The sequence below is a fragment of the Emticicia sp. 21SJ11W-3 genome (assembly GCF_024138715.1).
GTDB classification, from domain to species: domain Bacteria; phylum Bacteroidota; class Bacteroidia; order Cytophagales; family Spirosomataceae; genus Emticicia; species Emticicia fluvialis.
Window position 1 is genome coordinate 1,596,084 of sequence record NZ_CP092074.1, and the last position, 26,171, is coordinate 1,622,254.

General features: G+C 42.0%; 24 protein-coding genes. 5 read left to right on the forward strand and 19 right to left on the reverse strand.

The features are described from left to right. Nucleotides 1–50 precede the first annotated feature (50 nt). The 3 genes from rpsT to MB380_RS06755 form a co-directional block, all read right to left on the reverse strand. A complete protein-coding gene (gene rpsT, locus MB380_RS06745; RefSeq protein ID WP_101725274.1) occupies nt 51–305 on the reverse strand; it encodes a 30S ribosomal protein S20 in 255 nt (84 codons plus the stop codon). A gap of 213 nt (nt 306–518) precedes the next feature. Beyond that, nucleotides 519–989 carry a Dabb family protein gene (locus tag MB380_RS06750; RefSeq protein WP_253534043.1) on the reverse strand — a complete coding sequence of 157 codons (471 nt, stop codon included), beginning with the start codon at nt 987–989 and terminating at the stop codon, nt 519–521. Between the two features lie 288 nt (nt 990–1,277). Beyond that, nucleotides 1,278–2,264: an alpha/beta hydrolase gene (locus MB380_RS06755; protein ID WP_253534045.1), complete on the reverse strand. Its 987-nt coding sequence runs from the start codon at nt 2,262–2,264 to the stop codon at nt 1,278–1,280. A 47-nt stretch (nt 2,265–2,311) separates the two neighbouring features. Between MB380_RS06755 and MB380_RS06760 the strand changes: the two genes are divergently transcribed. Beyond that, entirely contained in the window at nt 2,312–3,376 is a 1,065-nt protein-coding gene (locus MB380_RS06760) for a zinc dependent phospholipase C family protein (protein ID WP_253534047.1), read from the forward strand. Between the two features lie 155 nt (nt 3,377–3,531). Here the strand turns inward: MB380_RS06760 and MB380_RS06765 are convergent, their stop codons facing one another. The 4 genes from MB380_RS06765 to MB380_RS06780 all read right to left on the reverse strand — a co-directional run bounded on the left by MB380_RS06765 (nt 3,532) and on the right by MB380_RS06780 (nt 6,868). After that, nucleotides 3,532–4,716, reverse strand: a complete 1,185-nt coding sequence (locus MB380_RS06765; protein ID WP_253534049.1) for an acyltransferase family protein — start codon at nt 4,714–4,716, stop codon at nt 3,532–3,534. A 73-nt stretch (nt 4,717–4,789) separates the two neighbouring features. Further along, nucleotides 4,790–5,560: a TIGR02757 family protein gene (locus tag MB380_RS06770; protein WP_253534051.1), complete on the reverse strand. Its 771-nt coding sequence runs from the start codon at nt 5,558–5,560 to the stop codon at nt 4,790–4,792. 22 nt (nt 5,561–5,582) lie between these two features. Next, nucleotides 5,583–5,780, reverse strand: coding sequence for a hypothetical protein (locus MB380_RS06775; protein WP_101725270.1), 198 nt, complete (start codon nt 5,778–5,780; stop codon nt 5,583–5,585). A 26-nt stretch (nt 5,781–5,806) separates the two neighbouring features. Continuing rightward, a complete protein-coding gene (locus MB380_RS06780; protein WP_253534053.1) occupies nt 5,807–6,868 on the reverse strand; it encodes a LysM peptidoglycan-binding domain-containing protein in 1,062 nt (353 codons plus the stop codon). A gap of 107 nt (nt 6,869–6,975) precedes the next feature. Between MB380_RS06780 and kdsB the strand changes: the two genes are divergently transcribed. Continuing rightward, on the forward strand, nt 6,976–7,710 hold the full coding sequence (gene kdsB / locus MB380_RS06785) for a 3-deoxy-manno-octulosonate cytidylyltransferase (RefSeq protein WP_253534055.1): 735 nt from the start codon (nt 6,976–6,978) through the stop codon (nt 7,708–7,710). A gap of 51 nt (nt 7,711–7,761) precedes the next feature. On the opposite strand, the gene MB380_RS06790 is transcribed toward kdsB, so the two are convergent. Together MB380_RS06790 and MB380_RS06795 are read right to left on the reverse strand one after the other, a co-directional pair. Beyond that, the gene (locus tag MB380_RS06790) at nt 7,762–8,112 is read right to left on the reverse strand and encodes a transmembrane 220 family protein (RefSeq protein ID WP_253534056.1); all 351 of its coding nucleotides are present in this window, start codon (nt 8,110–8,112) and stop codon (nt 7,762–7,764) included. A gap of 184 nt (nt 8,113–8,296) precedes the next feature. Then, nucleotides 8,297–8,485, reverse strand: coding sequence for a hypothetical protein (locus MB380_RS06795; protein ID WP_253534057.1), 189 nt, complete (start codon nt 8,483–8,485; stop codon nt 8,297–8,299). Nucleotides 8,486–8,610: 125 nt separating this feature from the next. Between MB380_RS06795 and fsa the strand changes: the two genes are divergently transcribed. Together fsa and MB380_RS06805 are read left to right on the forward strand one after the other, a co-directional pair. Continuing rightward, entirely contained in the window at nt 8,611–9,270 is a 660-nt protein-coding gene (gene fsa, locus MB380_RS06800; RefSeq protein ID WP_101725265.1) for a fructose-6-phosphate aldolase, read from the forward strand. Between the two features lie 84 nt (nt 9,271–9,354). After that, nucleotides 9,355–10,035 carry a cell division ATP-binding protein FtsE gene (locus tag MB380_RS06805; RefSeq protein ID WP_253534058.1) on the forward strand — a complete coding sequence of 227 codons (681 nt, stop codon included), beginning with the start codon at nt 9,355–9,357 and terminating at the stop codon, nt 10,033–10,035. Here the strand turns inward: MB380_RS06805 and MB380_RS06810 are convergent. Both MB380_RS06810 and MB380_RS06815 read right to left on the reverse strand, forming a co-directional pair. Continuing rightward, the gene (locus tag MB380_RS06810) at nt 10,032–10,736 is read right to left on the reverse strand and encodes a hypothetical protein (RefSeq protein ID WP_253534059.1); all 705 of its coding nucleotides are present in this window, start codon (nt 10,734–10,736) and stop codon (nt 10,032–10,034) included. The genes MB380_RS06805 and MB380_RS06810 overlap by 4 nt on opposite strands. Nucleotides 10,737–10,744: 8 nt before the next feature. Beyond that, nucleotides 10,745–12,307: a bifunctional response regulator/alkaline phosphatase family protein gene (locus tag MB380_RS06815; RefSeq protein ID WP_253534060.1), complete on the reverse strand. Its 1,563-nt coding sequence runs from the start codon at nt 12,305–12,307 to the stop codon at nt 10,745–10,747. Nucleotides 12,308–12,478: 171 nt separating this feature from the next. Here MB380_RS06815 and MB380_RS06820 point away from each other — a divergent pair, with 171 nt between their 5' ends. Continuing rightward, nucleotides 12,479–13,396, forward strand: coding sequence for a YihY/virulence factor BrkB family protein (locus tag MB380_RS06820; RefSeq protein ID WP_253534061.1), 918 nt, complete (start codon nt 12,479–12,481; stop codon nt 13,394–13,396). A gap of 13 nt (nt 13,397–13,409) precedes the next feature. Here the strand turns inward: MB380_RS06820 and dapA are convergent, their stop codons facing one another. The 8 genes from dapA to MB380_RS06860 form a co-directional block, all read right to left on the reverse strand. Further along, nucleotides 13,410–14,294, reverse strand: a complete 885-nt coding sequence (gene dapA, locus MB380_RS06825) for a 4-hydroxy-tetrahydrodipicolinate synthase (RefSeq protein ID WP_253534062.1) — start codon at nt 14,292–14,294, stop codon at nt 13,410–13,412. 105 nt (nt 14,295–14,399) lie between these two features. Further along, a complete protein-coding gene (locus tag MB380_RS06830; RefSeq protein ID WP_253534063.1) occupies nt 14,400–15,674 on the reverse strand; it encodes a serine hydrolase in 1,275 nt (424 codons plus the stop codon). 98 nt (nt 15,675–15,772) lie between these two features. After that, a complete protein-coding gene (locus MB380_RS06835) occupies nt 15,773–16,213 on the reverse strand; it encodes a nuclear transport factor 2 family protein (RefSeq protein ID WP_253534064.1) in 441 nt (146 codons plus the stop codon). 25 nt (nt 16,214–16,238) lie between these two features. Continuing rightward, nucleotides 16,239–17,534, reverse strand: coding sequence for an MFS transporter (locus MB380_RS06840; RefSeq protein ID WP_253534065.1), 1,296 nt, complete (start codon nt 17,532–17,534; stop codon nt 16,239–16,241). A gap of 59 nt (nt 17,535–17,593) precedes the next feature. Then, entirely contained in the window at nt 17,594–20,125 is a 2,532-nt protein-coding gene (locus MB380_RS06845; RefSeq protein ID WP_253534067.1) for a glycosyl hydrolase, read from the reverse strand. 11 nt (nt 20,126–20,136) lie between these two features. Next, nucleotides 20,137–21,537: a glucuronate isomerase gene (gene uxaC, locus MB380_RS06850; RefSeq protein ID WP_253534069.1), complete on the reverse strand. Its 1,401-nt coding sequence runs from the start codon at nt 21,535–21,537 to the stop codon at nt 20,137–20,139. A gap of 287 nt (nt 21,538–21,824) precedes the next feature. Then, a complete protein-coding gene (locus tag MB380_RS06855; RefSeq protein ID WP_253534071.1) occupies nt 21,825–23,741 on the reverse strand; it encodes a glycoside hydrolase family 88 protein in 1,917 nt (638 codons plus the stop codon). A gap of 26 nt (nt 23,742–23,767) precedes the next feature. After that, a complete protein-coding gene (locus tag MB380_RS06860) occupies nt 23,768–26,158 on the reverse strand; it encodes a glycosyl hydrolase family 95 catalytic domain-containing protein (protein WP_253534073.1) in 2,391 nt (796 codons plus the stop codon). Nucleotides 26,159–26,171: the final 13 nt, after the last annotated feature.

The following is a 26,171-nucleotide window of genomic DNA, read 5'->3' on the forward strand; positions in this document are numbered from 1 at the left end:
AAAATGCCCACGGAGTTGTTTCCATGAGCAAAATATTGTTTCTCAATCAATTACGCTAACGAATTGATGTGTTTCGCTAAACCAGATTTTAAGTTTGCTGCTTTATTTTTGTGGATAACGTTCTTACGAGCCAGTTTATCCAACATAGAAGCCGCTGATTTGAACAACTCTAATGCTGCTACTTTATCTGAAAGACCACGTAGTTTTCTTACGATCGTACGGGTTGTTTTGTGTTGGTAACGATTTCTCAAGCGTTTTGCCTCATTTGCTCTGATACGCTTTAATGCCGACTTATGATTTGCCATTTTATTGTAATAATTTGTCTGTTCTTATTTGGTAGAAATCCAATTGAGGGTGCAAAAATAGAAATTTTATTAATAATAACAAAACAGAACTATAAAAATATGCCTAGTACTACTGTATTTATTGCATTCGTTTATTTGCAAGCCTCTCATAAATAAAAAAAGTACACCTCGTGGCGTACTTTTTCTGTTATCTCTTTGATACCAGAGCTAAAATTATTTTATCTCTGAGTTAATAACCAAAACTTTTTCCCAGTTAGCTTCATTTGATTTCTCAAAAGCTTTGTATTGGGCACTTTCACGAAACTTCTCCATTTCACCATCAGTTCTGAAAGTCAGATAGTGTAAAACATCATAATCTGCATTTTCACCTTTTTCAGAAAGGGTGTTTCCTGCAGAGTAACTAACTATTTCAGGTAGATCGCGTTTCAATTCCTGAAACTGTTGCATGTGTTGTTTGATAGCCTCCTGAGAGGTACCTTGTTTGAATTTGAAACATACAATGCGTTGCTTTTGGGCTTTTGGCGGCGTGTATGCCGAGCCATAAGCTACCATTAAAAATGCAAATACGCCCAAGGCAATTGCAGGCATCAAATATCTTAAAAGCGATTTTTTCTGTATAGAACTCATATGTCTTTTCCGAATAATATTTTGTAATACTTTGCAAATATAACGGAAATTATACAAAATAGTTGCACTTTTTTTAGAAAATATTTTATTGATTTTATATTTTTATATTATTGCCAAATAATATTTTGTTTTATGTGGTTTTAGTGAAATGCGTTAAATCTGAATAAAATATAGAATCCGGCATAATGTGTTTTGATTTTTGTTGTTTTTTTCTTAAAAATTAAAAATCTCAAACTGGCAGGTTGCAAATTTGAGATTCTTTAAAGGAAAAATATATTTTCGGCCTTTTTTGAGTGAAAAGTCTCTTTTCAGGTATTTTTCAATTAATTTAAAATAATATTTGGGTTAATTTAAAAACGCTTTCAGGGCATTTTTGAGCTTTTCACCTTCACATCCGGTTGCTATATGCCCGCAGTCTCCGGTTAATTCCAAATATTCAGTATTCAGGGCTTTAGCAAACTCTATGGCAGCAGCCGGGTTTACCATTTCGTCTCTGGTGGCCACTACTACCAAAACTCTGGCCTTTACATAATTGCGCATTTCAGACAGCGGTATCCCTGAGGTGCGATAAATATCCTGCGATAACATCGCCTTTATCTGGCAAATCCAGTTTTCAGGGTTATTGTTTTTTATGTAATCGTCTCCCATTTTCTGTATTTTCTGATCTGCGTTTTCTGCTTTTTCAGTGCGCACGTAGTAGTCTGGGGTGGCCAGGTTCAGATTATGCACTGCCGCCACCAGGCGCATAGAATTTTTTCTGTCCTCGGGTTTCTTACCCGCCTGTTCAATAATGTTCCATTCGGTTTTCCAGAGCAACAGGTCATAATAAGATTGTCTGGGGGTACCCACAATGGGTATCACTTTATCCATAAAGTCCGGGTACGCCGTTAGCCATTCAAAAGCCTGCATACCACCCATCGATATACCCATAACAGCCGTTAAATGATTAATTCCCAGTTTTTGCGTTACCAGTGCATGCTGTGAGTTAACCATATCGCGGATTGTAATATCAGGAAAGTCTGCCGTGTTTGACGGCGAACTGGAAACACCGTTCCCTAACGCATCTACCAGAATCAGATAGAAACGGGTGGTATCAATGGTAGTGCCTGCATGGTTTATCAGATTCTGGCTTTTTCCGCCAAACCAGGTTGGCCACAATATTGCATTACTTTTGCTTGTATTCAGGCGTCCAAAAGTACGGTAAGCCAACTTGCAGTTGGCTATGGTTTTACCTGTCTGCGTTTTAAATGCAGGTATTGTATAAACCTTCAGTGGGTCTTGTGCGCTGGCAGATACGGCAATGAAGTAAAAGAAAATCAGAAACCTTTTCATTTTAATGAAATACGTATAATATTAGGGCAATAATTAAACTGTTGCTAATGAAGCAAATAAAACAAGCTTTTGCAAGACTAAATAGTTATTTAAAACAAGGCCTGGCGGTAGCCGGGCTGGTATTTGTTTTTCACGCCGGTCTGGCGTGTTCTGTGGTTATCGTTCCTGAATTACCGAAAGATGGCCTTTCCGGCCAATCCATCCTTTGGGGCTTTTTTGCGCATCAGCGCATTAACCGGCTGGCGGTGTTTATGCTGCCGCCTGAAATGTTCGGCTTTTACAAACTCAATATTGATTTTTTAGCCGCAAATGCTGTCAATGCCGACCGCAGACGTTATGCTGTGCCCCGTGAGGCCCCCCGCCATTTTATAGATTTAGACAATTATGCCGATTCTGTAAGAAATCGACTGCCAGCGTATTCATGGAAAGAAGCTGTTGAAAGGGTGGGAGAAGATACACTTTATCTTCATGGCATTGTTCCCTGGCACATTAATGCCATAAAGTACCAACTGACAGAGGCTTTCAGAAAAAAAGATGTTAAACGTATTTTAAGCCTTTCGGCAGATTTAGGGCATTATATTGCAGATGCGCACGTGCCTTTGCATACCACCCGTAATTACAATGGCCAACTGACTAATCAGGTTGGAATACACGGCCTTTGGGAGAGCCGATTGCCCGTATTATTTGCCGAAAACTATGATTTGATGATGGGGCAGGCAACTTATGAAGAACACCCCGACAAAAGAGCCTGGCAGGCAATAATAACGGCGCACACAGCCCTGGACTCAGTGCTGATTTTAGAGAAAGGGTTGAGCAATGAGTTCTCTGAAGACAAAAAATATAGTTTTGAAGAGGTAAACAATGTTACTACCCGCGTTTACTCCAGAGCTTTTTCGGCCAGATATCACACAATGCTGAAAAATCAGGTAGAAAGGCAAATGCGTGCTTCTATAAAAATGATTGGTGATTTCTGGTTTACCTGCTGGGTTGATGCTGGCCAGCCCGATTTGGGTGCATTTAAAAAATATGAACCGAACCCAAAGGAAGAGGAAGAAGAAAAAACACTATGGCTTAAGCGATTATTTGAAGCCAGAAAGGAAAGCGATAATTAACGTAATAAATATGTTTTGAAACTTTCCGAACTTAATGCAACCTCGAAACCCACCCCCGCCCGTAAGTGGGGCGGCTACCCCAACATAAAGAAGCAGGTTATATGTTCCCTCCCCATGGTCGGGGAGGGTCAAGAAGGGTTCTTTTTTGACTTTCATTAAATCCTTATAAACAGCTTTCTGTTATACATCCATCTCAAAATCAGCCAATCAATCAGCAATATCAGAAAGCCGTGCACCAGTGTCTGGTAAGGTTCGCCAAATATGGCAGCGTAGTTTTGCCCCAGATGAATTTTCAACGATGAAGAGACATAAGAGTTAAAGCCATCAGCTATCACATAGGCAGCAATCGAGTTCATACCTATAACAGTAAGTATAAAAAACCAGTTACGTTTTTGGAGAATGTCTACTGTCCAATAAAAAAAAGATAGTAACAAAAAGCACCAGCCCCCACTGAAAAGAACCCAGGTGGGTGTCCAGATTCTTTTTACATTCGGGCAAATACCCGACCAATTCAGAAACAACCCCAGCACAAGACCCGAAACACCAAGAATGATGAAAATCTTTAATTTATCCTGCTGTTTTTTGTTAGATTTCAACAGATTTCCGGCAACTAAACCCAAAAGCATAGTACCTAAAGTGGGTATGAAACTGAGCGTTGCATAGCCACCCCGGTTATGCAGGAACGGCTCTGCTCTCGGAAAAAGATTCAGAAACCAGCGGTCAAATGCCCAGGCAAGATTGGTGTTTTTGTTCCAGTGCGCAGCAAAACCGGTCAGATTATGTTCCCAGTCTTTTAAGGCTCCGGCGTTCGCATAATCAAAATTGGCATCAGGCAACGGGTAAATTGCAAAAGCAGCCCAGTAGCCAACCAGTATAACAACTAATGCACCAATTTGCACACGTTTAGAAGCAAAGCCGAGCAGAAACAAAAAAGGATACCCCAAGCCTATTTGTGTAAGCGTATCTTCAAAGGTAAAGTTAGTCTGCTCTGCCCATTGAGAACGCAGAAATATGCCCAGTAAAATCAGAATCAATGAGCGCCATAATGCCCGGCCGAATAGTTTTACGAAACTACTCTCCTGGCTCATTCTGCTGGCTACCGAATAAGGAAGCACAACCCCAACCAGAAACGAAAACGAAGGCTGTATGAGGTCATGCAGTGAGCACCCCACCCAACTGACGTGGTCTTGCTGGCTGGCAACAAAACCCCAGAAAGAGCTGTTGGGCAAAGCCTCTGAAACTTTATGAAAACGAAGTACTTCGGCCATCATGAGCAGCATAACAAAGCCGCGGTAAACATCAGCCGACGCCAGGCGAGGCGGAGTAGTAGTGGTGGTCATAGAAAAGGGTTTGAATAGGAAGGTAAAAATATAAATTTCCGGAATAACTCAGCCTTTAATACTGATATTATTATCACATGTACCCCTCAACTCCTAAACCAAATAATGCAAAGTCATATTTTACCGGGTCGTTTGGGTCAATCAGCTTTAGATTACCGGTTAATTCTATGGCGGTTTGCCAGTCTGCTTTGGGGCGGCTTATTAATCCCAGCTTACGGGCAACGCGCTCTACGTGCACATCGCAGGGGCAAACCAGTTGTGCCGGCGAGATTTTGTTCCAAATGCCAAAATCAACACCTTTATTGTCTTTTCTTACCATCCAGCGCAAAAACATATTGATTCTTTTGCATGAAGAGTTTTTGGCTGGTGTGGCAATGTGTTTTCTGGTTCGGGCAGGGTAATCTTCCAGACTGAAGAATAACTTCCGGAAGTTTTCAAGCGCGGCTTTTGTATCAACAGATAAGGGTGTAATGCCACCTGTAAAGGCATCTTCTAATGATGTATGCTTTTTGTAGAAATCTTTGAAGAATTCAATAAAATACAGGGTGTCTGTGGTATTGAAAGTACGGTGTTTAAAAGAAAGAAATCGTTTCAGGTCTGTGTCCTGATGATTACGGATAAAATCATAAGGGGCGCCATCCATCAAATCTATCAACTCGTTGCATTTGTTGATAATGGTTATGCGTTGCCCCCAGGCAAGTGTGGCGGCCAGAAAACCCATGATTTCAATATCCTGCTTAACAGTAAATCTATGTGGAATGCTTATGGGGTCGTTCGGAATAAATCCGGGAGCATTAAATTGTTCGTACTTTTCGTTCAGCAAATCTATGATGTATCCGGTCATACTACTGCATTAAGTTATGCGCCTACTTTCTGATAAGGCGCAGAAGAAACACCAGAACCCGCGAAATAGCCGAAAAAACAGCTACAATGCCTGTAAACAAAAGACCGAACAAGGTAATAACAGGATACATAATTGCAAAGAAGAACGTCCAGACTTTGTCTTTAGACGAAGCCTCTGCTGGCGATGAGGTATTATTTTCTGGCGGTTCGTGATGCTGCATGAAATAACAATAAATTGGTGTACTCCTTATAAAGCATAACTTAAAGAAGCACGGATTCGTTTGTCTCTGGGTTGTAATTTTTGAAATGCCATTGGCGAAATCTTCACGATTGCATCTCCGGGGCCGGTTAATTTACCAATAACTTTTACCCAAACGCTTTGCCCGTTGGCATCGTTTTCTATTTTAATAAGGGTACCCACCGGAGCCGTTCTATGCAAAGCCAGATACTTATTGGTGTGCGTACCTGCTTCTATCATCTCTGCTATGCCCTGCTCTGAATATTTTTTGCCCGTTGGTGCATTGGGTATTGCACCTGGTGTTACGCCGGCCAAAGGTTTGGTTACTACCTGCTGGTTGTTTCTCTCTTCATCTGCAGCGGGAGCAACAACAGTTTTGGGTTTTTCGGCCAATGCCGTGGGTGCATTAGTAGTAGTTTTTGGTTGTATAGGTTCTTTTTTCTCTTCTCTGGCCGCAGGCGTAATTTTCCCTACAATTAACACCTGGTCAAGCATTAGCCCGTCAGATGTCAGGTTATTCCATTCTTTTATCTGGGCTACTTTCACATTATATTTTTTGGCAATGCCATACAGACCCTCGCCAGCCATTACTTTGTGTGTTTTTGCGTTGGGGTCAATAGGCCTGGGGGCTAGTTCCGGTTTGGTTATTGCAACAGTAGTTTCTGTGTCTTTGGGCGTTGCCTCTGGCACATCTACAATTTCAATGCCGTTTTCATCTATTCTGCTTTTGGGTCTGGCAGTGTCAGATGTGGTCTCTTGAATCTCAATTACTCTTGAATGGGTAGTAGCCGGTTTATTCCTGCTCTGTACCGGAATAGAAATTATCTGTAATGCATTTACCTGGGCATTTTTTTTAAGTTCGGGGTTGGCTTCAAAAAAATCTTTTTCAGTAGACCCGTATCTGCGAAGCAACGAATAAAGCGTTTCGCCTTGTTCAACTCTATGCAGTACAAAAGTTTTTCCGTTCTTTTTCTCAATACCAAGAGAATCAACAGGGGATAGTCGTGAATTACCAAAAGTATCAGTAAGATAAAGCACTAGGAAAGCAATAGTAAAAAAATATCTTAACATGGTAGTCAAGCGGATTGAATTTTATGCAAATTTAATGATTCTGCGAGAGATTAACGCATATAATTTTTTTTTCGTGTAAATTCGCCCCGAATAAAATATTGAGACCTATGAAAATTCTTGGGATAATACCGGCACGATATGCTTCCAGCCGCTTTCCGGGTAAACCACTCGTTGAAATAAACGGTAAAAGCATGATTCAAAGGGTGTATGAGCAGGCCTTAAAAGCTAAGAGTTTACAAAGAGTGGTGGTAGCAACTGATGATTCAAGAATACTGAATCATGTTCTGGAGTTTGGTGGAGACGCGATAATGACATCAAGTGACCACCCTACAGGAACCGACAGATGCTTTGAGGCACTGGAAAAAGCCGGAGGTGTTACCAAGTACGACTACGCCATTAATATCCAGGGCGATGAGCCTTTTATTGACCCTGAAACCATTGACCAGCTTTCAGGTCTGCTGGATTTTAAAACTGAAATTGCCACGGCCGTTAAGAAGATAAAAGACTATGAAACACTTCGAGACCCCAATGTGGTAAAAGCTGTGCTTACTATCAGAAAACAGTGCCTGTATTTCAGCCGCCAGGTTGTGCCTTATGTAAGAGGCTTTGAGCCGGATGAGTGGCTTGACCACGCCGATTTTTATAAGCACATTGGCATATATGCTTACCGAAGCGATGTGTTAGAGCAGATTTCGCACATTCCGCTTTCGCCGCTTGAAAACACCGAGAAACTAGAGCAGCTCAGGTGGTTGGGCTTTGGCTATAAAATATATGCCATTGTAACAAATTATGAAAGTATAGGAATTGATACCATTGAAGACCTGGAACGAATAAAGCAATAAAAAAAATCGAATGCGGCAATTAGTAATGCCGCATTCATTTTTTAGTAAGGATTACATCTGCGCTTCAGGTTTCAACAAAGCACAAACCCACATGGCCAAAGTACATATACCCAGGCCTAGCGACTCCCTCGCCAATTCAATATTAATTGTCTTCATACCCATCTCATTAAGCACCACACCTTCCCATGCTGGTGGAAACTGGTTAATTGCCCACATCAGATATAACAAGCCTATGGTAAAAAACATAATAGGTTCGCCTTTGCCTTTCATTTTATGGTAACATAAAAATACCGGAATCAGGTAGGTGGGTACCCATACATACGGGTCTGGGTCGTTATATTGTACAATGGCCGCATAAATAAACATAGCCATGAAAATCCAGAGGAGTATTTTTTTTGCCATCGTTAGCATCAGTTTTTGGTTAGGAATGGTATGTCAAAACAACCTAAAAAAATACATTTTGTCAAGTTAAAAGCTAATTATGTACTTTCTGCTGAAAAAAAACCTATAAATTTTACAAGATTTAAATAACATTAAAATTGGCCTGGTTACATTTTTTTAATGCTTCATTATCAGTAGTTTTAGTTTATATTTGTTTGTTGTTAATGGCTGTGCAAAAGATAATGCAACCTGCCTGAAAACCGCTTTTTTTGAAAACCACTTGTAGCAACATAAAAAGTTTCATACCTTTGCAGCGGCAAATTACCAGCTCCTGCTGAATCCCCCAGGTCTTGACCGAAGCAAGGGTATTGTGGTTGAGCGGTGAATTTGCCATTTTTTGTTTCTGGCTTATACAAATTGTTCAATAAAATATCTATTACTTTCATGTAACTAACTCCCCTAAGGCATGAGAGTTCCTAACAAATAATCCGTTATCCGGATATGGGGTTATGATGAATTATGAAATTTTTTATTGATACCGCATCTCTTAAAGAAATACAGGAAGCACAGGATCTAGGTGTGCTTGATGGTGTAACCACTAACCCCTCGTTAATGGCCAAAGAAGGCATTGCAGGGAAAGACAACGTAATGCGCCATTACAAGGCCATTTGCGACATTGTTGATGGCGACGTAAGCGCTGAAGTGATTTCGACCAGATATGAAGAAATGATTGTTGAGGGTGAAGAACTGGCCGAAATTGATGAGCAGATAGTAGTAAAAATACCGATGATAAAAGACGGCATCAAGGCCATTAAATACTTCTCTGAAAGAGGTATTAAAACCAATTGTACGCTTGTTTTCTCGCCGGGACAGGCCTTGTTGGCTGCAAAGGCCGGAGCCACTTACGTTTCGCCATTTGTTGGGCGTCTGGACGACATCTCAACCGATGGTATGAATCTGATTGAAGATATCCGTCTGATATATGATAACTACGGATACGAAACCCAGATACTGGCGGCTTCAGTACGCCACCCAATGCACATTATTCAATGCGCAAAAATAGGTGCCGATGTAATGACAGGCCCGCTTTCTGCCATTCTTGCATTGCTGAATCATCCGCTTACTGATAGTGGCCTTGCCAAGTTTCTTGCCGACCACGCCAAAGTAAATCAGAAATAAGATTTCTTATACGCTGCCAGACAGTTTTTGCGTTTATTGCTTAAAACTGCCTGGCAGTTGCCTTTTAATTCTTACCTCACAAATATGGAACCCGTTATTTCTCTGCGGAACGCCTATATCTATCAGCGCGAGCAACTGGTTTTGTCATCAGTTAACTTTACTATCCATCAGGGCGAATTTGTTTTTCTCATTGGCCGTACAGGGAGCGGAAAATCTTCAGTTTTAAAAACACTCTATGCCGATTTATGGCTTGAAAAAGGAACAGGTATTGTGGCCGGTTATGACCTGCATACTATTAAAAGAGCGCAGGTTCCGTATTTAAGAAGAAATATCGGTATTGTTTTTCAGGATTTTCAGTTATTGAGCGATAGAAACATTGAAAAAAACCTGGTTTTTTATCTGAGAGCAATGGGGTGGGAAGATAAAAATGAAATGAGAAACAGAATTGATGAGGCCTTAAAACTTGTGAACCTACAGAATATACTTACCAAAATGCCTCACCAGTTATCTGGCGGTGAGCAGCAGAGGGTAGGTATAGCCAGAGCATTGCTGAATCACCCACAGATATTACTGGCTGATGAACCTACGGGTAACCTTGACCCGGAGATGTCGGTTGAGATTCTGAAATTATTCAAGGATATCAACGAGAAATCCAAAACAGCCGTGTTAATGGCTACGCATAACTTTGAACTGATAGAGCGGTTCCCGAGCCGTACACTTTATTGCGATAAAGGACTTATAACCGACCTTTCAGACGGCCTTTAGTTAAAACCGGTAATGCCTATTTTAATCAATAACTGATTGGTGGTAGTTAAAATCTGTTTGCTTTTATACTCAAAGTTATTGTCAATCTCTACCGTATTAGGCTTTACAATTTTGGTGGCATCTGCCTGCTGATAATAAATACCAATATCAAGATAACTGTTTTTCATGGCGCCGAACAGCTTGATACCTACACCCACACCAATACCGTAATTAGGCGTTACTTTGGTCCATCTTTTCAGCGTTTCCGATTCATCTTCATTCAACAGTTCAACCAGACCCGTCTGAATCAGTTTTGCACCCGCAAATGCATCGGCATAGGGGTTAAATTTAGAACTCCACAAAACCGGTCTGTAGCGGGCTATTCCGTTAAGAAAAAAAGAAGTATTGGTAACTCTGAAGTCGCCGTTATAGCTTGTTATAGGATATTCTTTACCGTCTGCCTGTATGCCACCCTCAAGGCCATAAAAAACAGGCGAGGCTTTTTTTCTGCCGTATGGGTTAAGCAGAATGCCGGCAGAAACACCGAATTTGCCGCCTGATTTATTTCCTTCCTTCAGAACTGTTCTGTAATCGCCCAGCGCATTACCCAGTGTAAGGTTAAAGAAGTAAGAGTACTTATCTTCAATGTATTTAGGCTGTTGCGTTTGCGCAACAGCCTTTGTAACTATCAGGCAGAGTATAAAACCTAGTAAAATTCTCATGAAACTCACTATTTGGCTGTCAGATATGCAAACGGAACTATCATTTCTTCTATCGAGACACCCCCATGCTGGAAAGTATCCTTATAATGGCTTACGTAGTGGTTATAATTGTTAGGATACGCAAAGAAATAGTCTTCCATTGTAAAGAAATAGGCTGTTGATACATTGGGCTTAGGCAACATAAACAGCTCGGGCTTTCTAACAACCAGCACATGGTCGCTTTTATCGTCCAGGTTCAGATTTTTTCCTTGTTTGTATCGCAGGTTTGTATTCACGTTTCTGTCGCCCACAATTCTTTTCGGATGCCGTACACGTATCATGCCGTGGTCGGTAGTAATAACCAGCCTGCCTTTTTTCTCTGCAATTTTTTTCAGCAAGTCAAGCAGCGGCGAGTGTTCAATCCATGACCGCGTGATAGAACGGTAAGCCGATTCGTCAGGGGCCAGTTCTTTTATCATGCCCATTTCGGTGCGGGCATGCGATAACATATCTACAAAATTATAAACAATGGCAATCAACTGGTTTTTTAGTAAATTATTGAAATTATCTACAAGGCTTTTGCCCTGATTGATGTTCAGAATCTTATGGTAAGAAAAGCTGATATTGAGCCTGCTTTTGTCAATCTGGCGTTTCAAAAACTCGGCCTCGTTGTTGTTAAGCGCATCTTCGTTCTCGCCTTCATCGTTCACCCATAAGTCAGGGTGCTGGCGTGCCATGTCTGAAGGCATAAGACCCGAAAAAATAGCATTACGGGCATAAGAAGTAGCCGTTGGCAGAATAGCGTAATAATCGCTTTCTTCTTCTACATTAAAGTAATCGCTTATAACTTCTTCAAGTACTTTCCACTGGTCGTATCTCAGATTATCAATCAGCAGAAAAAACAATGGAGAATTGGTTTGCACCAGAGGGAATACTTTTTTCTTCATCAGCTGGTGCGAAAGCAGCGGTTTTTCAACTTTGGGGTCGTTCAGCCAGTCTTCATAGTTTTCTTCAATAAATTTACAGAAGTTTGAGTTGGCCTCAGATTTTTGCATTTCAAAAACTTCTTCCATGCTTTTATCTTCCGACTTATCCAATTGTAATTCCCAATATATCAGTTTTTTATAGATTTCTGCCCATTCCTGATGCCCGATGCGGTCGTTATACTGCATAGCCAGATTTCTGAAATCTTGCTGATACCCCAGATTGGTTTTTTCTGATATCAGCCTTTTGTTATCAAGTATCTTTTTTACAGAAAGAAGAATCTGGTTGGGGTTCAGTGGTTTAATCAGGTAATCGGCAATGTTTGAGCCGATGGCATCTTCCATTATCCGCTCTTCTTCAGACTTGGTAATCATCACCACCGGTAAGTTAGGTTTAATTACCTTTATCTGCGCCAGCGTTTCAAGGCCTGTCATACCAGGCATCATTTCGTCCAGAAAAACAATGTCAAAACGCTCGGTTTCCACTTTGTCAATGGCATCGGCCCCACTTGGTACCGGGGTTACGTCGTAGCCTTTTCCCTGTAAAAATATAATATATGGTTTTAATAAATCAATTTCATCGTCGGCCCACAATATGTTGTATCGCATATAATTATCTGTTGTTTAAAAAATTGTGTATTGTTAAAATGGCAAAACCCTGCTTTTATTGCTTATACGTAAATTTAAATTTTCTTAATTAGCTCTGGTGCAATATCGGTAAAATTCATGAAAACCAAGTTAATTTGTATTTTTGCAAACAAAGTCTAATGAATTTTTAATTTGAAACGAATCCGGCAATTTCTTGAGAGTATCTATCTATGGAACACAACCGTTTCATTGTATCATTTGTTGGTAATTCTCTGGAAAAAAATTATAACCTTTGATATCGACCAACGGGCAGCGTCAGTATCATACAGTTTTTTGCTGGCGGTTTTTCCGGGCATAATCTTCCTTTTTACGCTTATTCCTTATATTCCGATTAACCACCTCGACCGTTTGATTATGGATTTTCTGAGAGACGTAATGCCTCAGGGAATTTATGAAAGCACGTCTTACACTATTCTTGAAATTGTAAGCCGAAAACGGAGTGATATCCTGTCATTCGGGTTTTTCTTTACGGTTTTTGCTGCCACCAATGGTATGATGGCCCTGATGCGGGCATTTAACATGGCGCTGCATGTGAAAGAAAAACGCAGCTACCTTAAAGCAAGGCTGATAGCGCTTTTTCTTACTATGCTACTTTTTATAGTGCTGGTTTGTGCTATTGTTGTGCTGATTGTAGGCAGGATTATTCTGGACTTTTTATTTGAAAAAGCGCTCCTGAACGAAAACTTTACTTTTTATCTGTTGCAGATTGTCAGGTACGGCGGAATCTTCCTGATTTTTTACCTGGGTATATGCGTTATTTATTATTTTGCCCCGGCTGTGCATAAACGCTTGAAATTCTTTAACATTGGGGCATTTATTGCCTCGGTTCTGGGTATTCTGGCCACTAATCTTTTTTCTTATTATCTGGCCAACTTCAACTCTTATAATAAATTGTATGGGTCTATCGGTACTTTTATTGCGCTTATGGTTTGGCTATATCTTATTTCTCTTATTCTGGTACTTGGGTTTGAAATAAACTTATCCATGCGCGATGCCCTGTATTTTTCGAGAAAAGAAAAAGGTGGGGAAACCCCACCTGCAGAAGAATAACAAATGAAATAGCTTATTGCCAGAAGCCCTCGTTAATCATGGCTTTTTCAAGTTTGGCGCCTAACTCTGCCGAAGCTTTTACCAATGGCAGGCGTACCTCTGAGCTGCAAACTCCTTTAATCTCCAGGCATTTTTTAATACCCACCGGGTTCGACTCCACGTAAAGCAGGGTGTCGAAATCTAAAAAGCGTCTTTGCAAATCGGCGGCTTTTTTAAAGTCTCCATTTAAAGCAGCCCATGTCATTTCTCCAAACTCTTTCGGGAATGCATTGGCAATAACCGAGATTACACCTTTGAAACCAATGCTGATTGAGGATGTCACGAGATTGTCGTCACCTGACAATAATAAGAAATCCTCAGGACAACGCGTGGCTAGTTCAAGGGCGTTTTCAATAGTGCTGGCATCTTTTATACCTATGATGTTCGGGTGTTTAGCCAGTTCAACAACCGTTGGTATCTGCAAATGAATAACCGTGCGGCCCGGAACATTGTAAAGCAACACCGGAACCGGCGATGCATCTGCAATGGCAGTAAAATGGGCAATGAGCCCAGCCTGCGAAGGTTTATTATAATAGGGGCATACCGATAAAATGGCCGAAACACCACTTAAATCAGTTGTTTTGATAGTTTCTAAAACGGTTCTTGTATTATTACCCCCCAAACCATACACAATGGGCAGGTTTCTTGGGTTGTTTTCCTTGGCAAGCTTTAATAACTGAGCTTTTTCTTCAGCAGTTGTGGTAGAGGTCTCGCCGGTTGTGCCTTGCACAACAAAATAATCTACCGCGCCTGCACTTGTAAATTCGAGCAACCTTACGTAAGCATCATAATCAACTTCGTGGTGCCTGTCAAATGGTGTTATTAAAGCTACACCTACTCCTTCTAACGGATGTGCCATTTTTTGTTGTAAAAATAATATTGTCTTGTCGGGCAAAGTTCGTCAGAAAATCGGACTTTGAAAAACGATTTGCAAAATCGTTTCTCAGTACTTTGCCCGGTAAAATTATAAAAGTGCCTGATAAACCAGAATTCTGAAATTACGTACAAACGCTGAATAATGCGCGTAGGGATGAACGTTAGTAAATACCAGTAGAATCAGATCTTCTTTTGGGTCAATCGTATATTCTGAACAGTACATACCTCCCCAGGTAAGTGCGCCGGGTGTTGCGTTATCGCCGTAATGAGACTCCGGCGTGATAATCTGTAATCCTAAACCGAATTTGTCCTGCCTGTCCCACACAAAGCTTTCACCTATCTGGTTCCTGCCCATTAGTTCAACTGTGCTTCTGCTGAGCAGCCTTTTACCGTTAAACTCACCTTTGTTAAGAATAAACTGGCAAATCTTTGCGTAGTCCTGGATTGTACTTACCAAACCTGCGCCGCCTGAAAAGTATGTTCTTTGGCCACTCACGGCAAAATTTCTGTAGGTTTCGTTCGTATGCAAACTAAGTTTTGCTTCAGTGTCTGGCTTAGAGTAAAGCTCAACTAATCGGCTGGCTTTTTCTTCAGGCAGATAAAAGTAAGTATCCATCATGCCTAAGGGGCCTAGTACTTTTTTATGCAGGTATTGGTCAAATGGCATACCTGATAGCACCTCTATTAACCTGCCGACAACATCGGTGTTCAGCCCGTAGGTAAATTGAGTGCCCGGGTCTGAAAGCAAAGGACGCGCCGCTATTCTGTCAACTACATCTTTCAGTACATCTTTGTCTACTGAGCAAAAAAAAGGAACCTTGAATTCGGGTAACTCCTGCAATGGATGCTCATAGGGGATTCCTGCCGAATGGCTCAGCAAATGCCTGATAGTAATAGCTGATTTGGCCGGGCGGGTAATGTACTTGCTACGGTCTTTTTCGTCATAACTTACAAGAACACTCGCATTCTTAAACGAGGGTATGTATTTTGAGACGGGTTCATCCAGAAAGAATCTGCCTTCTTCAAACAACATCATCAGCCCGATGGTAGTGATCAGTTTTGATTGCGAGGCAATTCTGAAAATATCGTCTTTCTTAAGTGGCGTCTTCGTTTCCAGGTTGCTAAAGCCAAAAGCTTTCTCATGCACTATTTTGCCTTTTCTGGCAACCAGCATAACTGCATTTGGTGTGATGCCCTTATCGACAAGTTCCTGAAAATGGGTATCAAGTTTTTTTAGTTTTTCGGTTGAGAAACCAACTTCTTCAGGTGTTTTGGCTGGTGTAAGTGTCTGTGGTTGCTGCGCATGGATAGCCGTCAGTACAGTTAGCAAAAAGTATCCCGACAGTAGCAGTCTTTTTTTCATTGGGTAGAGCTTACAAATGGACTAAACAGAGAAGAATGGTTCAGCCATTGTGTATGGCACAACGGTTAAACCATTCTTTCAGAATATGATATAAAAAATCAGTTAGGTCGTTTCAAAGACTGCCATGAGTTTAACTGCCAGCCGTTTTTCTTGTCTTTTACATATACAACAAGGTATTGCAGCGGCAGCAGGGTAGGTTTGCCATCAACAGGTGGCTGGGTAACCAGTATTTTGCCATTGACCACGGCTGTCTGATTATTGTTATATACTCTGATAGAGATGTTCTCAATATCTATTTTAGAGTAAACGCTACCACCATTAAGAACCGAGGCAATATAGGCTTCTTTGTTATCCATCTTGCCGTTCGAATGCACGTAGATCAAATCATCGGCAAAAACTTTGTTGAGAAAACCTGCATCTTTTGAAACCTGTGCGGCAAAGCGCTTTTTCTCAAGGTCTTCGATAATTGATTTAACGTCTTGCCCGATAGATAAATGGCTGATAATCAGAAAAATGCTAAATGCAATTAATTTTTTCATGGTAAAGTGTATATCGGTTGAATGTTTATAGTTCTACCTTTTTCATTTTGGGTACCAGTACATGCATAATTAACCACGCCAACAGATAGGCTGCGCCGCAAATACAAAACATTATAAAATATCCGGTTTGTATCTGTCCTATTTTAGTGTAGTACACAAACATGTTTTTCTGTACCAACCATGTAAGTAATATACCTCCCAAGCCACCAAACATACCGCCAATGCCGGTAACCGAGCCGGTAGCTTTTTTAGGGAACATATCTGAAACGGTTGTAAAGATATTGGCGCTCCAGGCCTGGTGTGCAGATGCCGCAATACCAATGACCAATACCGCCAGCCACATATTAATGGCACCTAAATACTGGGCAAATAGCACTGGCAATACTGCAAAGGCATATATTAACATACTGGTTTTACGTGCCTTAAAGGCAGGCCAGTTTCTGTTTATAAGGTTCATAGGTAACCAACCGCCAAAGATACTGCCAATACTGCCAATGACATAAACCAATGCTGACGGCCAGACGATTTCAGTTGATGTAAGGTTATATTGTTTCATCAGGAAATCAGGTAGCCAGAAAAGATAAAACCACCACACGGGGTCAGTGAGAAACTTGCCAATGGCAAAAGCCCAGGTTTGTGGAAATTTTAGCAGAGTAGACCAGGGTACTCGTTCTTCAGACACAGGTTCTGATTTATCTGAATTGATATATTCAAATTCCGCTGCTGATAAACGCTTCTGTCTTTGGGGTACCTCGTAGTAGATAAACCATAAAATAAGCCAGATGAAGCCTATAAGGCCCGTAAGAATAAACGCCCATTGCCAGCCCCAGTTTTGGGCAATTAAAGGTACCGAAAGCGGCACAATAATAGCCCCGATGTTAGTGCCTGAGTTAAAAAAACCTGTGGCCAAAGCTCTTTCTTTTTGAGGAAACCACTCAGCAACCGATTTAATAGCAGCCGGGAAGTTGCCAGCCTCTGTAACGCCAAGAAAAACACGGGCGATAATAAAGCCCATTGTGCCGGTACAAAAAGCATGCGCTACCGCTGCCACGCTCCATAAACCTGTGGCAATGGCATAGCCGATTTTTGTGCCGAATTTATCAATGAAGCCTCCGGCAAAGAACATCCCGAAAGCATAGGCTAATTTGAAAGCGATTTCAATATTAGAATAGTCAATTACTTCTTGTTCGGGCGTCCAGTTAAAAGCATCTGCCAGATAGGGCTTCAGGTAGCTGATAACGTTCCGGTCGAGATAATTAATTGTCGTGGCAAGAAAAAGAAGACTACAGATAGTCCAACGATACTTTCCGATTTTTTCCATAGATAAAGGGTTGAATTTTTTTAGGTTAACGAAAGAGGTACTCTCTTTCTGTGATGGATTTATTGTTCAGAAATAAGCCTTATGGGGCCAAGTAATCCTGAGGCAACAGGCTTCCATTCGGCAGCGTTAAAGGGTTGATATTTAATGTCTACCATATTGGTATCATAAAATTTCTTCCAATTTACTCCTGTTTTATCTAAATACCTAATCCGGTTGGCTGATAAATTGGTAACTTCTATTTCCAGTTTATTGGTTGTACTCAGATTATCGGCCGCAACCGGAATCCTGAATGGTAATGACCAGTATTTGCCCAGGTCTTTACCATTGAGTTTTACGGAGGCCATTTCGCGTACGTCGCCTAAATCGAGCCAGCTGTTTTTAATTTCTGATTTGTCGAGGCTGAAAGTTAACTGGTAACGTGCGGTTCCGCTGAAGTACTGAGCGGTTGAGTCGCTCAGATTTACCCACGACTGCAAAGTGTCTGTCTGAAATGAATTAGGAATAAACGGCTGCCCTTTTATAAAATCTACTTTCCACCTGCCTTTTAAGAGTATCGTTTTTCCTGGCTTTTTCATCTCAAAGGCTTTTTCATTGGCAGGTTTGTGGTTCAATACCTCAATGAATATACTTTGGCCGCCATAAAGCGTAATTGGTATTTCTAAAAGATCAGAAGCAATTCTTTTAAAACTAACCAGCCCGCTTTTCTGATGTAGCGCATCGTAGATTCTTACAGCCCTGCCGGAAGCGGCTAACTGAATCATTCCTTGCCTGAATTGATTGCCCAGATTACTTACAAAGTACAAGGTTCCGTAGGCGTTTTTCTTGCGGATAAATGATAGCCCTGCTTCTGAAAGATTTTCTTTTCTGATTTTAGCCGTTTGCAGGCTTGAAACAATATCTAAACTAACTGAATGGCTGAATGAAGGTAACAGTTGCTCAAATAGCTTCTGGTGCTTATCCCAATTTTTAAAACCTGTAGCCGTGGTTGGCAAATGGTCAATGAAAAACACTGGTATGCCCGCCTTTTTGCATTTTTCAAGATAGGCCAGCGTTGCCACAGGTATATACTGCACCGGTGGCACAACAATAGCTTTATAAGCGTGCTTGCCTTGCGTAACTAATTGCTTGTTGTTTATCTGAGAGCTTTTCAGTTGTAAATCAGAGATGAAATCAAAGCTGTAACCATTAGCCATAAGTGTTTTGCAGGCATCGCCAAAAGCAGATTTAAGCATACCGTCTTTCATAATGGCGTGTACATCAATGGCATGGGTTTTGGCTTTGTTACCTACCGACTGCCACAGGTCATAAATCGGAAAGTACATCAGAATATCATTGTCGGGCTTGCTGTTTTGCAATTTTTCCTGGCAGCGGGCAATGTAATTATTCAACTCGGGGAGGTAATCCCAGAAATGACTTTGCTGATTGAAATTGGTAGAAGCATAAAATAACCAGCCCGGGAAGGGCGCGTTGGGTGGTGAGTAAGGTACACCATGATAAAATATGTGATTAACCCCACCAATGAACGACTCATCTATGATGGGTTTTACTTGCGATAAAGATACCTTGAAATGGTTACCCAGCCATGTTGCGGTCTCTGAACTCACCAGTTTTTTGCCCGTTACATGCGCCACAGAAGATGCCAGTTTCAGCACCAGTGCATCTGGTACACCAAAACGTTTTTCTTCGTAGTCGGGGTCTATTCTTGAAAGTGGAATATCATAAGGTTTACTGCCGAAGAATTCTGATTCAGGAATATCAGCAAGGGCATAGAGGTCAAGAATATTGGCGGGCGAGCCATGGGCTTCATTACGGGTTAGTTTCCCTTGTTTTTTCGACCAGCTTGTCCAGGTTTTGGTGAAATCGTCACGCAGAATATCCGAAAGGGTTTCGTTGTAGTCGCCCCATATCAGTTTTTCGCGTGGGCTCTCTGCTTTTTCTTTAGCCAATACGTCCAGGTGTTGTTGCAAATCATAGCCTCTCAACTCCTTGAATCGCTGAAAGAAATTGGCAGTCCAGTTAGCGCCGTAAACCTCGTAAGAATCGTTATAAAACGCACGGACAGGATACTTCTTTTGTCTGAAAGCATCCTGAAATGTTTGCAGATAACGCTCTAAGGCTGCTTTATTGAATGGGTCAAGTACCAGCCCTTCTCCACCCGGGGCAGCTCGCTTTACTTTCTGATTAGTAGGAGCAAAGGTAAGCATATATTGGCCGTTGTGCTCTGTTACCCTGAACGCCTGAGCGGCATCTGCCGTAGAAACGCTTTTGCCACCAAACGGCCAGCCTGTACCAAGTGTAAGGTCAATACCCAGATTATTTTTTTTAGCTTCCTTTAGCGTGAAATCAAGCATTTCCAGCCATTCTTCTGATAAAAACGGCAGAAATTTGTTTTCTTCGCCCTTTACGCCATAAATGGGTATGATGTGCATACCGCCGAAACCCGCCCGGGCATATTCTTTCAGATTCTGACTGATGCCGTCTTTGGTAACGGCGCTGCCCATCCACCACCAGTAAGCCCAGGGCTTGGTGGTAGATACCTGCGCCGATACCTGAGAGATTATCAGTAGTAAAAGAATAACAAAGCGTTTCATGCGGGCTCTTTTTACCAGCCAAAATAGTTTTTGGCGTTATTGTAGCAAATGTTTTGCACAGTTTCACCAACCCAGGCTATGTCGTTTGGTAATTCGCCGTTTTCGATATCATTGCCATAAATATTGCATAGAATACGACGGAAATACTCATGGCGGGGGAATGAAAGGAAACTGCGTGAGTCTGTCAGCATACCTACAAAGCGGCTCAATAAGCCCATATTCGACAGTGCATTGATTTGTTTTTCCATGCCGTCTTTCTGGTCTAGAAACCACCAGCCTGAACCAAACTGCACTTTACCTGCCATTGAGCCATCATTAAAATTGCCCACCATTGTGGCTATCAGTTCATTATCAGCAGGGTTGAGGTTATAGATTATGGTTTTGGCCAGTTGATCGTATTCATCCAGCTTGCCCAAAAACTTAGACAAAGCTGCCGCCTGCGACCAGTCTCCGATAGAATCCCAACCAGTATCTGGGCCCAGTACACGCATAGCACGTTTGTTGTTGTTACGCAAAGCGCCCAGGTGGAACTGCTGTGTCCAGCCCAATTCGGCATACATTTTACCTAATTCGTGCAGAATAGCCGATTTGAATACAACTGCTTCGGTTTCTGAAAGTGTTTTGCCTGCTATGGCATTTTTAAAGGCGCTGTCTGCGGTTTCAGGGGTGAAGTCGGCGGCATAAATTTGTTCCAGGCCGTGGTCTGAAATTTGCCCGCCCTGCAACGCAAAGAAATCGGCACGCTGGCGAAGCGCCTTTAGTAAATCTTCAAATGACAGTATGTCAAAATTGACAATAGCACCCAGTTTCTGAATATAGGTCGCGAAATTCGGGTTATCAATCAAAATAAATTTATCCGGTCTGAAGGCCGGAAGCATTTTAACTTCAAAATCACCGGCATCTCTTAATTGCTTATGGTATTCTAATGTATCAAGTGGGTCGTCGGTTGTACAAACCACTTTTACATTCATTTTACGTAGCAGATTTCTCACCGAAAACTCTGGCGAACTGATTTTCTCAGAAGCAATATCATAAATCTTCTTTGCTGTCTGAGGATTTAATACATCCTGAATACCAAAGTACCGCTGAAGCTCAAGGTGTGTCCAGTGATACAGCGGATTACGCATGGTATAAGGCACGGTTTCTGCCCATTTTTCAAACTTTTCGTAGTCAGACGCATCCCCGGTACAATATTTTTCATTAATACCATTGGTGCGCATGGCGCGCCACTTATAGTGGTCGCCATAAAGCCATATTTCGGTTATGTTGTTAAACACTTTATCGGCCACAATCTGGTCTGGTGGTAAGTGATTGTGGTAATCAATGATGGGCATATTTTTCGCAAACTCGTGGTAAAGCGTGCGGGCGGTTTTGGTTTGCAACAAAAAATCTTCGTCTAAAAACGGTTTCATGCTTCTCAAAGTCTTAAGATTTAGAAATTGACACAAGGATACTCAGCCTGGAGGTTGTGTCGCTATAAGTTTTTCAATTATGATGCAGCAAAACTATTTAGTTTTAACTAATTTATTCTGCCCTAATTTTTCTTTTTTTAATACTATTTTGACAAGTGACTAATGCCCGTGTGTCAATATTGTTCGATATTAGTTAACTTACCAACTAAAGTAGGCCTCTATTCAAACATCGGTCTGAATTAGTTTTATATACCCGATAGGGGGGGTGTAATAGAATATACGAATCATTATTGCTTTTTTATTGTTTGCTGCAACAACCATATGGCTAAATCTTTGGCAGCGTTAAAATTCTGATAAACAAGCGGTATCCGGCGGCCATCAGTGTATTCGTTGTACAGCCAGGGGTCGCCCACTGCAAAAACGGTTCCTTTACCTACTTTGGCTGTTGCAATGATTACTTCACCTTTATCTGTCAGTACAGATCTGGCAGGGGTACTCAAAGCCAATGGCGATAATTCTTTAATATAAACCGCCTGAGTGCTTTTAAAAACCGGATTCCCCGCTGGTATGTCTAAACGGCCTTGTTCCCATTGCGTCCCTTGCACCATGTTGATGTTTTTGGTTAAAAACTGAATGCCAAATTCTTTGGCCAGGAGGTTGAAGTTTTTATGCTCGCAATTAGATGTATCATTAGCCATCATTACCAAAACACCGCCATTTTTAACCCAGTTACTTATCTGTTTAATATCATCTGCCTGAATAAAAGCAGGCTTTGCTGTTTCCTTTTTTGTGTCTGGGTCAACTATAATGTAAACACTTACGTCTTTCAGGTTTGCAGCCGTAGGCGCTTGTTTAATTGTGGTTGTTCTGGCTCCTAATTCGTTAAAGATATTACCCCAGAGCCAGAAGCCAGAGTGCATGCGGTCGTCCCAGGTGTAATGAAAATTCTCCTGATTACCATTCAGGTCTTTTCTGAATTCATTATTGAAATGCCCGTCTACAGCCACTACTTTGCCTTTGCCCAAAGTGTTTTCGTTGGCAATTTCCATTTCAACGCTGGCAAAGATAAACGGGCCGACGCCTTTCAAATCGTTCTTGCGGATAGGTTCGCTCAGATAGTATTCGTACGAACCATCACGATACGGGTTGCCACCCAGGCCACCTACACTTACGGTTTTGTTCAGACTGATTGTCCCGTCTTTTTCTTTCTCAACAAATTCTTTCAGTATACCGGCGTAGCCTTTTCTGGCGGCTGACAGATACCGGGCATCCAGATACCCCTGACGAACCCCTTTTGCCAAAGCATACACAAACATACAAGATGCAGATGCTTCAAAGTAATTACCTTTACGATTGCCCTGAGTGGTCATCTGATACCAGACACCGGACTGAGCATTTTGATATTTTACCAGGGCAGGCGCCAGGCGTTGCAGGTATTTGATAAGATTCGCTTTTTCAGGGTGATTTTCCGGGAAGTAATCCAGAACATCAACCAATGCCATTGCATACCAGCCAATGGCACGGCTCCAGAAATGCGGCGAAAGCCCTGTTTTTTTATCTGCCCATTTCTGCTCACGGCTTTCGTCGTAGCCATGATACACCAGGCCGGTCTGTTCATCTACTGCATATTTTTCAATCAGGGCAAACTGTCTGGCAATGTCATCAAAATGCTCAGGCTTGTTGAATAGCCTGCTGTATTCGGCCGCAAAAGGCTCGCACATAAAAAGGCCGTCAAGCCACATCTGGTAGGGGTACCTTTGCTTGTGCCAGTAGCCACCCTCTTTGGTTTTGGGCTGGTTCTCTATCTGCATCCAAAGTAAATGGGCGGCTTTGATGTATTTCTCTTTATCAGGCTGTGTTTGTTGCGCCAGCATCAACAGCGCTCTTCCGGTAGGAATATTGTCCAGATTAAAATCATTATAAGCGTAAGTTCTGATGCTGCCGTCTTTCTGCACGTAGCGGTCAATATCTTTTCTGATGTACTCAAAATATTTTCCGTCTCCTGTTCTGTACCAGACCTTTTCCAATGCCTTTAGTACAAGTCCCTGCTCGTAATCCCATGCGGCCGGTTTATTAGGTTTTACGGTAATTGAGTCTTTGTGCCAGGTCATGAACGACTCAGCCATTTGAACCGAATAGGGTTTTTGTGCGAAACTGCCAATGCAGCCGAACAGAAAAATAACAATCAGTTTTTTAGCAATCATAATGAAATATTTAATAAGGATAAATATTACAACACCACATTCAGTTTTTGTCCTGCTTTCAGGTTGATTTTTTTAGATTTGCTACCACTTACCAGAGTGGTTTGCCCGCCTTTTTTAGAATAAACCGTGATAGACTTTACGGTTTTATTTGCCCAGGTCATGGTTATTTCAAAACCGCCTCTGGCGCATAAACCCTTAACAGAACCATTGCTCCAATCGTCTGGCAGGGCAGGTAGCAAGCGAATCAGGTTTTCATCAGACTGCACCAGCATTTCTGCAACGGCCGCTGCCCCGCCAAAGTTGCCATCAATCTGGAATGGCGGGTGGGCGTCAAACAGGTTAGGGTAAGTACCGCCACCACGTGCATATTTGGTCTTTACACCGTCGGGTTCCACATAATGCAATAACTCACGATACATTTTGTAGGCGTGGTTTCCGTCCCATAGCCTTGCCCAAAGGTTTATTCTCCAGCCTTTTGACCAACCCGTTGTTTCATCGCCTTTTATTTCCAGCGTTTTACGACAGGCTTCAGCCAGAGAAGGTGTTTTTTCAGGTGTGATATGATTACCCGGGAACAAGCCAAAAAGATGCGATTGATGGCGGTGTTTAGGGTCTTCGTCTTCCCAGTCATAATACCACTCCTGCAAATTACCTTTTTTGCCTATCTGATACGGGTATAGTTTGGCCAGTGCCTGTTCCAGCCTGGTTCTGAACTCAACATCGGTGTTCAATATTTTTGATGCCTTGATGGTTTGCTCAAAGCACTCGCGAATCATGGCCAGGTCGGCTGTGGCGCCATAAAGGGTAGCGCCATGATAACCAGTTGATGTAATATATTTGTTTTCGGGCGATGTAGACGGTGAGGTAACCAGATTCCCGTTTTTATCCGGCACCAGCCATTCCTGACAAAACTGCGCTGCGCCACGCATAATGCCGTAGGCCTCGTTTTTCAGGAAACTGATGTCTTTCGTAAAAATGTAGTGTTCCCAAAGGTGGGTACTCAGCCAGGTACCACCCATGGTCCAGTTAGCCCATACGGGGTCGCCATTACCAAAATCACCTACGGGGTTACTCATAGCCCAGATATCGGAGTTGTGGGCTACTGTCCAGCCATTCACGCCATAAAAAGTTCTGGCCGTAATTTTTCCGGTTTCTGAGGCGTTTCTGATAAACCCGAGTAAGGGCTTGTGCATTTCTGAAAGGTTGGTGTTTTCTGCCAGCCAGTAGTTTTCTTCGGCATTGATATTGGTCGTATAGTTACTGCTCCAGGGTGGTCTCATATAGGGGTTCCAGATACCTTGCAGGTTGGCAGGAACACCATTGGTACGCGAGCTGCTGATAAGCAGGTATCGGCCATATTGAAAATACAGTACTTCCAGCACTTTATCTTCTTTACCTTCGGCGTAACGTCTGAGCCTTTCGTCAGTTGGTAAAACCGGAGCCTGACTAGCGCCGATGTTCAGGCTTACTCTATTAAAAAATGTTTGGTAATCTTTAATATGCGCCTGCTTTAGCTGTAAAAAGGGTTTGGCAAATGCTTTGTTCAGATTAGCTGCCGCAATGGCTTTGTTATCAAGACCCTCGGTTGCAGGGTTTTTGTCGAACCCATTAAAACTGGTGGCTATTGATACAAATATCAAGGCCTCTGTTCCATTCTTAATGCCGATAGTGCTGTCGGTGGCCAATACACTGCCACCTGTATTTTTGATTTTAGCAAGGGTTGTAAATCTGGTGCCTTTTGATTCATCAAATACAACTGCATTCGGCGAATTGACATAGTTAGGCAAGGCCTTTACCGGGGCGTAGCCATTAACTGATAACAGATTACCATTGGCCGTAACTTTGTTTTTAAGCAGGCTGTTAAACTTTACATCAAAACTCAATGCCCCTGCCTTGCTGCTGGTCAGCTTAATAATCATAATCTGGTCGGGGTGCGACACAAAGTATTCACGGGTGTATTTGACCCCATCAATTTCGTAAGTAGTTTTTGAAACCGCCTCGCCTATATTCAGTTCGCGATAGTAGTTCTGCGCTTTATCTTCATTGGCAAAGTTGATATACAGCGTGCCCAGCGGCGCAAATGACTCGGAGTATTTTCCCTGAATTTTGCGATACAACTGGTCGGCTAGTTTATAGTCTTCTTTTTGGAGAGCCTCTCTTATAGCCGGAATATGCTTGTAAGCCTCCGGATTCATGTTAGGATTTACAGGCTCACCAGACCACAATGTGGCATCGTTCAGATAGATTTTGTCTGATTGAACGCCACCGAAAACAGTAGCGCCTAATTTGCCATTACCCAGTACCAGGCTTTCTTCAAAGTATTGCGCCGGCTTTTTATACCAGAGCGTTTTATCTGGTTGTGCGTAACCGGCAAGCGAGATAGTAAAAAGCAGAAGTAATAATTTGGTTTTTTTCATGAGTGGATAATTA